General features: G+C 59.5%; 10 protein-coding genes. 2 read left to right on the plus strand and 8 right to left on the minus strand.

Annotated features, from left to right (window positions below; genetic code table 11):
* Positions 1-386: 386 nt before the first annotated feature.
* Both LAT62_RS07085 and LAT62_RS07090 read right to left on the minus strand, forming a co-directional pair.
* A complete protein-coding gene (locus tag LAT62_RS07085; RefSeq protein WP_293381108.1) occupies positions 387-1,634 on the minus strand; it encodes an HlyD family efflux transporter periplasmic adaptor subunit in 1,248 nt (415 codons plus the stop codon).
* Between the two features lie 349 nt (positions 1,635-1,983).
* On the minus strand, positions 1,984-2,205 hold the full coding sequence (locus tag LAT62_RS07090) for a hypothetical protein (RefSeq protein ID WP_293381111.1): 222 nt from the start codon (positions 2,203-2,205) through the stop codon (positions 1,984-1,986).
* Between the two features lie 94 nt (positions 2,206-2,299).
* Here LAT62_RS07090 and LAT62_RS07095 point away from each other — a divergent pair, with 94 nt between their 5' ends.
* Positions 2,300-2,491: a DUF3309 family protein gene (locus LAT62_RS07095; protein ID WP_293381114.1), complete on the plus strand. Its 192-nt coding sequence runs from the start codon at positions 2,300-2,302 to the stop codon at positions 2,489-2,491.
* A 103-nt stretch (positions 2,492-2,594) separates the two neighbouring features.
* On the opposite strand, the gene LAT62_RS07100 is transcribed toward LAT62_RS07095, so the two are convergent.
* The 6 genes from LAT62_RS07100 to coaBC form a co-directional block, all read right to left on the minus strand.
* The gene (locus LAT62_RS07100) at positions 2,595-3,404 is read right to left on the minus strand and encodes a class III extradiol ring-cleavage dioxygenase (RefSeq protein ID WP_293381117.1); all 810 of its coding nucleotides are present in this window, start codon (positions 3,402-3,404) and stop codon (positions 2,595-2,597) included.
* A 234-nt stretch (positions 3,405-3,638) separates the two neighbouring features.
* On the minus strand, positions 3,639-4,586 hold the full coding sequence (gene argC / locus LAT62_RS07105; protein WP_293381120.1) for an N-acetyl-gamma-glutamyl-phosphate reductase: 948 nt from the start codon (positions 4,584-4,586) through the stop codon (positions 3,639-3,641).
* A gap of 7 nt (positions 4,587-4,593) precedes the next feature.
* On the minus strand, positions 4,594-5,241 hold the full coding sequence (slmA, locus tag LAT62_RS07110) for a nucleoid occlusion factor SlmA (protein ID WP_293381123.1): 648 nt from the start codon (positions 5,239-5,241) through the stop codon (positions 4,594-4,596).
* Between the two features lie 2 nt (positions 5,242-5,243).
* Positions 5,244-6,152, minus strand: a complete 909-nt coding sequence (gene argB / locus LAT62_RS07115) for an acetylglutamate kinase (RefSeq protein ID WP_293381126.1) — start codon at positions 6,150-6,152, stop codon at positions 5,244-5,246.
* A gap of 41 nt (positions 6,153-6,193) precedes the next feature.
* Positions 6,194-6,649, minus strand: a complete 456-nt coding sequence (gene dut, locus LAT62_RS07120) for a dUTP diphosphatase (protein ID WP_293381141.1) — start codon at positions 6,647-6,649, stop codon at positions 6,194-6,196.
* A 34-nt stretch (positions 6,650-6,683) separates the two neighbouring features.
* On the minus strand, positions 6,684-7,901 hold the full coding sequence (gene coaBC, locus LAT62_RS07125) for a bifunctional phosphopantothenoylcysteine decarboxylase/phosphopantothenate--cysteine ligase CoaBC (protein ID WP_293381129.1): 1,218 nt from the start codon (positions 7,899-7,901) through the stop codon (positions 6,684-6,686).
* Positions 7,902-8,106: 205 nt separating this feature from the next.
* On the opposite strand from coaBC, the gene radC reads away from it, so the two are divergent.
* Positions 8,107-8,781 (plus strand): DNA repair protein RadC, encoded by a 675-nt coding sequence (gene radC / locus LAT62_RS07130; protein WP_293381132.1) that lies wholly within the window; start codon positions 8,107-8,109, stop codon positions 8,779-8,781.
* Positions 8,782-8,837 lie beyond the last annotated feature (56 nt).

Here is an 8,837-nt window from a genome sequence, read left to right on the forward strand (position 1 = left end):
ATACCCGTCAGCCCTGTACAACCTATCGAACTTCGGCTCTCTTCTCTCTCCCGTAGTAATAGATAACAACAAGCCACAGAAGTAAGAACAGGCCAGTAAATATCGGCAATACCAACCAGACTGGACTCACTATCTCCGCGACACTCTCCTTTAGAAACAGCAGGTGGTACAACGCATAAACAAGGAAGGAAGCAACTGTTAAGACAAGTGCGATAACCCATGATCGTACTCGTTTCTGCATTAGCTTCTCAGCGAGAAACCCGGTCACGTAACCACTGATCGCCTCCAACATACAGACTCCCCACAAAGCTGAGTTGATTGAATAAACCAAACTCTTGTTTCCTTTTCAGCCAAACCCAAATTGGGTTCGGCCAAATTCCTCTCTGCTATAAACGACCCCGAATACTGAAGATGGGCTCCATCAACCACTGCACCAGCGTGCGGTCGGCCAGTTCGATATCGGCCTCCAGCAGAATGCCGGGTTTCAGGGGTGTCTCCTGGCCAAAGGCGAGCACATGCTGCTGGTCGATGCGGGCGCGCACGCGGTAAACCGGCTCCTCAAGAGCGATGGGCGCTCGGTGAAGCTCGCTGGGCAGCAGTACGTGGTTGCTGATTTCACTGATCTGGCCGTCATAAAGCCCGAACTGCTGATACGGAAAGGCCGAGTAGCGAGTCCGAACCGGCTGGCCAGTCTCCAGAAAACCAATAGCGCTGGTGGGCACGAAGAGCTCGGCCAGCAATTCAGTATCTTCCGGCAGCAGGCTGGCCAGCGGCAAGCCTGGCTCGGCGTCCTGCCCTTCTACCGCTTGCACGCTGGTGATTCGACCATCGCGCTCAGCGGTAATGACATAGGCGCGTCGACCGTGCAGTTCAGCGATCTGCTGGGCCAGTGTGCTGAGCTCGGAATGGAGCTGGTCCTGCTGGTCTTCCTGCTCGGTGATCAGGTTGTGCAACTGGGCCTGCAGACGTTCACGCTGATGGCGCTGATTGTCGATACTGCGCTGCAGGCTCTGCAATTCGGACTCCAGTGCCAGTCGCTGGTCTACCGCCTGGTTGAGATCAGTCTGACTGGCCAGGTTGCGTTCGCGCAGGCGCTCCAGTCGTTCAACCTGCTCGTGGGTCAGTGCCAGTCGCTGTTCGAGTGTCGAGGCTTGTCGGCGCAAGGACTCGAGGTCATCTGCCGCCTCATCCAGAGACTGCTCGACATCCTGACGGCGGTGGGCGAAGAGTGTGGGCACCCGATCAATGCGCTGACTGAGCAGCGATTGTCGCTGCTGGTATTCCTCCAGCAGGAGGGTTTCAAGGTTGCGGCCGTCAGCAAGAATGCTGTCGCCGTTGACGACAAAAAGAGGCTGGCCTGCGCTGACCCGGTCGCCGTCACTGACCAGCACCTGCCGAACAATACCGGCGCGCGGCGCGGTCACCTGCAGCACGCCGGAAGACGGTACCAGATGACCCTGCACGGTCTCCTTGCGCGGAAAGGTGGCCCAACTGAGATAGGCTGCCACCGCCGAGACAAACAGCAAGGCAACAACACAAAATAGTCGGATAGACAGTGGCTGCAACAGCAATACGTCGCCGTGCAGGCGGTCTTGTTGCTGAACGATCGCTTCCTGTCGAAAGAGGCCTGTCATATCAATGCAATTCCCTATTGCATGGAGATTGATCACTTTCCCTGGCGGGCGCCTGTTGAGGGGCCCAGTCTTGCGACTTGCGGGAAAAGTATTCCCGACAGAAAGCTGCATCTCAATACACCCTGGGTATAGGCAACAATGACAATGTGACCGGCGTCACATTCGAACGCATGTCATTTTCCACAGGAATCACTGCACCTGTGAAAAACACCAGTCGAACGGTTCGTGGACGTTGGGTTGGATCGAAATTAGGCGGGTAGACTGTTCAGCAACTCACTGATGGCCCTTTATCGGGATGATCTAAGTGACATCGGTCGGCGATTCTAGTGAAAAAAGGGGGTCACTGCCGTCAACGACGGCGCCCCGCAAAGAGGAACATCAGGACGCCTGCCACGATAGCCGCCGCACCGGCCCAGACCGGCACATTGACATACTCTCGCTCATCCATGGACAGGCTGAATGCACCCAGCGATGCTTCATGCGTTTCGCTGGTATAGGAAAAGCCACCATAAACCAGTGCCAGCACACCCAGTGCGATCAGCACCACGGCAAATACCTGAATCGGTTTCATGGGACTACTCCCTTGCAAAGCAGCATCCTAGCCCTCTGAGTGCACCCGCTTCCGTGCGGTAGCGCACAGAAGCGCCCTGCTCGCGAGTGGCAGCATGGGTGAAGATCGCTTAGTGGAGCCGCCACTCATGAATCTCGCCGGCGTTTTGCTCGTTGCGCTGATGCTGATCCTGATCAGCGTCATGCCGGTATGGCCTCACACCAGGCATTGGGGCTATTTGCCCAGCGGCGTTACGGCCACCGTTGTCCTGGTGATGCTCCTGCCGCTACTGGGCGGAACCATTTAACGGGAAACAGAATCAGACCGGCCGGCGTGGATTATTGATTCACGCCAGTCCAGTCTTCGGCCCGCAAACAATCTCTTCGTCATTCAATGCCGGAGAGATTTTTTTAGCCAAAGCGGAAACTCGACACTGTAATGTGCCCGAAGAAGTCGGGCTCATGGTGCACGCACTCGCCCCTGTCCTCCTCTGCCGCACCAGCGGCCACAAACAACGGCACCAGATGGTCTTCTTCGGCATGGGCAATCCGCGCGCCCGGAGCCTGGCTCCAGTGTTGCAGGCGCTCCATTCGGGTGTTGGTGTCCTGCTGTGTCAGCGTGTCCTGCAGCCAGTCATCGAACTGTCGTGAGGGTTCGGCGCCAGCCTGGTTCATCAGCCTGAGGTTGTGATAGCTGAGGCCGCTGCCGATGATCAGCACCCCTTCGTCACGCAGTGGTGCCAGTGCCTGCCCCAGCGCCATATGGGTCGCAGGGTCGCGATGATTGAGCATGGACAGCATCACCACCGGCACCTTGGCCTCGGGGTACATGACCGACAGGGGCACAAAGGTGCCGTGGTCGAAGCCGCGTTCCGGGTCCAGTTGCGCATTGAAGCCGCTCTGTTCAAGCAGCGTGGATATCCGGGAGGCCAATGTCGGGTCTCCGGGTGCCGGATAACTGACCTCATAGGTGTGCGGCGGAAAATTGTAGTAGTCGTAAATCATCCCCGGCCGCTCGCCGGCACTGATGCGCAGCGTTTCAGTTTCCCAGTGACCTGTGATCACCAGTATCGCCTTCGGCGCGTCAGGCAGTGTGCCGGGCAAATCCTGCAGGAAGGTGCGCAGCACCCGGTACTGATCACCCAGCTCGCGTTCCATCCACGGCCAGGGGCCACCGCCATGGGAGATGAAATAGGTGGGCAAGCGAATGGGGGCAGGCATGGGGCACTCTCTCTGGTGGGTAGCTTGTTGAGAGTGTAGTGCCCAGGGGTTTGGGGGGATAGTCAGAAAGTTTTAATGGGGGGTTCAGGATATTAGTAGACGGCAGACAGTAGACAGTAGACAGTAGACAGTAGACAGTAGACAGTAGACAGTAGACAGTAGACAGTAAGATCGTTGCCATACCTCCAAGGGTAGTCAAACACTCACTGTCGACCGTCGACTGTCATCTGTCGACTACAATCCTGTCTGCTCCGGCAACCCGAGCATGATATTCATGTTCTGCACAGCGGCACCTGAGGCGCCCTTGCCGAGGTTGTCGAGTCGGGACATCAGCAGGATGTGCTCGTCGCCACCAAACACGAAGATCTGGTTCTCGTTGGTGTCATTGGCGCCCTGGGGGTTCAGGAAGCCGCCATCCACCTGCCCGCTGGCATCGAAGGGCTGCACGGTGACAAAGCGGCTGTCCGCATAGTGCTCGGTCAATTGGGCATGCACGGCTTCTGCCGTGTGCACGGACGCCAGTTGCCAGGCGTGCAGCGGCACGGTGACCACCATGCCCTTGTAGTAGGGGCCGACCAGCGGGGTAAACACGGGGGGTGAGGTCAGGCCGGTCAGCGCCTGCATCTCGGGCAGGTGCTTGTGCGTCAGGCCGAGCGCATAGTGGCTGGGGCCCTGCAGTCTGGCGCGGGTCTGCTCGTCCGCCTGCTCATAGCGCTCAATCAGGCCCTTGCCGCCGCCACTATAGCCGGTCAGTGACTGGCAGCTCAGTGCGGTGCCGGCGGGCAGAATGCCGGCATCAATCAGCGGCCGCACCAGCAATATAAAGCCGGTGGAATGGCAGCCCGGGTTGGCCACGCGTTTTGCGGCAGCGATCTTCTCGCGCTGCCCGGCGTCGAGTTCCGGCAGGCCGAACACCCATTCCGGATCTACTCGATGTGCGGTACTGGCGTCGATCAGACGAGTGCTGTCGGAGGTGCACAAGGCAGCGGATTCTTTCGCCGCGGCATCAGGCAGACACAGAAAGGCGATGTCTGCCGCATTGATCAGACGCTGGCGTTCGCCGGTGTCCTTGCGCTTTTCAGGATCAATTTCCAGCAGCTCTACTTCAGGATGGCGGGTCAGCCGCTCCTTGATCTGCAGTCCCGTGGTCCCTTCCTGGCCGTCGACGAATACGCTGTACATGATGCTCTCAGTCCTGAGTCGATGAAGAAGTTTCGGAAGCCGCTTCCGTAAAGGGGTCCGGGCAGGGCTCTGGTATGCCGAAGATCCCGGCTGACAGCACTTCCCAGTGCGCTTCCCAGTTTTCGGTAGGCTTGCGGGTAAAATGGCTGCGCACAAACTGGGCGATGCGGCCTTCGACAACGGCCAACAGCAGGTTGGACGCCACACCGGGTTCTATCGGGGTTTCCAGACCTTCCAGCAGGCCGGATTCGCGCATGATCTGCTTGAGCTGCAGGTCTATGCGCTCGAAAAACTGAGCCACCCGATCGCGCAGCCGATCCACCTCGCCGGCTAGTGCATCACCGGCCAGTATGCGGCACATGCCCGGGTTGCGTTCGGCAAAAGCCAGCAACAGGTACAGCACGGCCTGAGTGCGGGCCAGGGCCCGGGTGTCTTCATCCAGGATGCGGTTGATACGGGTAAAGATGGTCTCTTCGATAAACTCGATCAGACCTTCGAACATCCGCGCCTTGGAGGGGAAGTGGCGATACAGCGCCGCTTCGGACACGCCCACTCTTTCTGCCAGGCGGGCCGTGGTGATCTTGTTGCCGGCGCCCTCTTCCAGCATTTCAGCGAGCGCCTGCAGAATCTGCTGCTTGCGAGACGTAGACTTCATGGTTACAGCTCACCTGAATGGTTGGTAATCAGAGTACCCACACCCACATCGGAAAACACTTCCAGCAGGCTGGCATGGGCCACACGGCCATCAATGATATGCACACTGTGCACGCCGTTGCGCACAGCTTCCAGCGCACAGTTTATCTTGGGCAGCATGCCGCCGTGAATGGTGCCGTCGGCGATCAGGGCGTCGACCTCTTCCACGGTCAGCCCGGTCAGCACTTCGCCTTCCTTGTTCATCAGGCCCTGAATGTTGGTCAGCAGCATCAGCTTCTCGGCCTTCAGGCTTTCCGCCAGCTTGCCGGCCACCAGATCCGCATTGATGTTGTAGCTTGCTCCGTCCTTGCCGACCCCAATGGGGGCCACGACCGGAATCAGGTCACTGTCGAGCATCAAATGGATCAGCCGCGTGTCGATGTGAGCTACTTCGCCGACATGGCCCATGTCGATGATCTCGGGCTCATCCAACTCCTTGGTCTTGACCTTGACGTGCAGCTTGCGCGCCTGGATGGACTGGCCATCCTTGCCAGTGACCCCCACGGCCCGACCACCGTTCTGGTTGATCAGGTTGACGATCTGCTTGTTCACCAGCCCGCCGAGCACCATTTCCACGACATCCATGGTTTCTCCGGTGGTCACCCGCATACCATTGATGAACTCAGACTTGATGTTCAGGCGCGCCAGCAAGTCGCCGATCTGCGGCCCGCCGCCATGCACCACCACCGGGTGAATACCCACGGTCTTGAGCAGCACCATGTCGCGCGCAAAACTGGCCTGCAGTTTTTCGTCAACCATGGCGTTGCCGCCATATTTGATGACCAGAATCTTGCCCGAGAAACGCTGTATATAAGGCAGCGCCTCGCTGAGCACACTGGAAAAAGTCAGAGCGTCCTTTCGGCTGAGTGGCATGTGTTTGAACCTGCTTAATTCGTTACTACTGTCCAGGGAAACTAGTGGCGACCTGTGTGGCCAAAGCCACCGGCACCCCGGTCTGACTGGGTAAAGGTGTCGACGATTTCAAACTCTGGCTGGCTGACCGGCACCAGCACCATCTGGGCAATGCGCTCGCCGACCTCCACGGTAAAGGGCGTGGCGCTGCGATTCCAGCAGGACACCATCAACTGGCCCTGGTAGTCGGAATCAATAAGCCCTACCAGGTTGCCCAGCACGATGCCGTGCTTGTGCCCCAGGCCGGAGCGCGGCAGCAGCATGGCCGCATAGCCGGTGTCTCGCACCCAGATGGCCAGGCCGGTAGGGATCAGTTCGGTCTGCCCCGGTTCCAGCGTCAGCGCTTCGGGCAGACAGGCGCGCAGGTCAAGCCCGGCAGAACCGGCAGTGGCATAATCCGGCATGGGAATGCTGTGCCCCAGGCGTTCATCCAGTATTTTGATCTGCAGGCGGTGCAGGGTCATGATCGGTCCTTGTCGCAGGTTGTCGGATTCAGTCCTCGGGAAAGCCCCGGGCAAATACGTCGAGCAGCGCGTCAGCGAGTACTGACTTCGGCTGTCGGCCTATATCATAACGTTCGTTTTGCCGCCCGAACACTGTCACTTCGTTGTCATCGCTGTTGAATCCGATATCGGTGCGGCTGACATCATTGGCGACAATCCAGTCCAGATTCTTGCGCGCCAGCTTGTCCCAGGCGTAACGCTCCACATCCTGTGTTTCAGCGGCAAAGCCCACCACCTGCTTTGGTCGGTCTTTCAAGCGGGACACACCGTCGATGATGTCGGGGTTCTGCACCAGGGTCAGTTGCCACTCATTCTTCCCCTGCTGCTTTTTCTGCTTCTGGTCGGAAGGATTCTCGACCCGATAATCGGCAACAGCCGCGGCACCAATGAACAGATCGGCCTTCGGGGCTGCCGTCTGCGCGGCCTGCCACATGTCCTGCGCCGACTCGACATCGATGCGCTCGACCCCGGGCGGAGTAGCCAGTTGCACTGGCCCGCTGATCAGCACCACCTGTGCACCCTGGCGGGCGGCAGCCTCAGCCAGCGCAAATCCCATGCGCCCGGACGAGTGATTGCTGAGATAGCGCACCGGGTCGATGGCCTCCCGGGTCGGCCCGGCGGTCACCACCACACGACGCCCGGCCCAGGCTGATTTTTTCTCAGCGAACCGCTCCTGCAGGGCCTGCACAATCGCTGCCGGCTCACTCATGCGCCCGGCACCAAAATCGCCACAGGCCTGATCGCCGCTGTCCGGGCCGATCCACTGCGGATCATAGAGCTCGGTCAGGCCCTGAACATTGGCCTGGGTTGCCGCATGGGCCCACATGGCCTGATTCATCGCGGGGGCTATTGCCACCGGCGCCTGGCTGGCGAGCAATACCGTGGTCAGCAGATCATCGGCCATACCCGCCCGCATCCGCGCCAGCAGGCTTGCGGTGGCCGGCGCCAGCAGTACCAGAGTAGCCCAGCGTGCCAGCTCGATATGCCCCATGCCCTGCTCGGCGTCTTCATCCAGTAGTTCGGTGCGTGCCGGTCGCCCGGTCAGCGCCTGAAAGGTCAGTGGGGTGATAAAGGCCTGGGCACCCGGAGTCATGACCACCTGAACTTCGGCCCCGGCCTTGCTCAACAGGCGCGCCAGTTCGGCGCTCTTGTAGGCGGCGATACCGCCGCTGATACCCAGCAGAATTCTCTGCCCCTGCAGACTCATTGTCGTCAACTCCTTCAGTTTTGCCCCCGATGGGACCAGGCACTGCCCCCTGAGTTCAGTAACGCCTGAACCCGAGTTCAGAAATCAGGCCCCTGGCTTGCCCGGGCTCTGATCCGCCGTTTTAATCAGGCACTGGGTCTGCACTGTGCGCAGGCCAGACTAGAGGCACTGCGCGCCATGAATCCATAGCGAAAGGATACGCGAAATGTCGATAAAATGCTGGCCGGAAGGCGAACGGCCGCGTGAAAAACTGCTCTCGCTCGGCCCCGGCGCGCTGTCGGACGCCGAACTGCTGGCCATCTTTCTGCGCACCGGCCTGCCGGGCATCAGTGCGGTGGATCTGGCGCGCCAGTTGATTGACCGTCACGGTTCGCTGGGGCGCATTCTGCAACTGCCGCGGCCTGCCTTCTGCACCAACCCCGGTCTGGGGCAGGCCAAGTACGCCCAGTTGAGCGCCGTGCTGGAAATGTCGCGGCGTTATCTGCAGCAGGAACTGACCGAAGCGCCGGTATTTACCCAGCCGGACCGGGTGAAAAACTATCTGCAGTCACAGCTTCAGCACCGCGAGCGGGAATGCTTTGCGGCGCTGTTTCTGGACAACCAGCATCGTTTGCTGGCGTTCGAGCCCATCTTCGAGGGCACCATCGACAGTGCACCGGTGCATCCGCGTGAGGTGGTGAAGATGGCGCTGTCGCACAATGCGGCGGCGCTGATCATCAGTCACAATCATCCCAGTGGTGTGGCCGAGCCGAGCCAGAGTGATCGATTGATTACCGACCGGCTGAAGCAGTCTCTGGAGTTGGTGGATATCCGGTTGCTGGATCATATCGTGGTCGGGTGCGGATGCGCGGTGTCGTTTGCGGAGCGGGGGTGGCTTTGATCAGTAGACAGTAGACAGTAGACAGTAGACAGTAGACAGTAGACAGTAGACAGTAG

It is taken from the genome of Natronospirillum sp. (assembly GCF_022565775.1).
Taxonomy (GTDB): Bacteria; Pseudomonadota; Gammaproteobacteria; order Pseudomonadales; family Natronospirillaceae; genus Natronospirillum.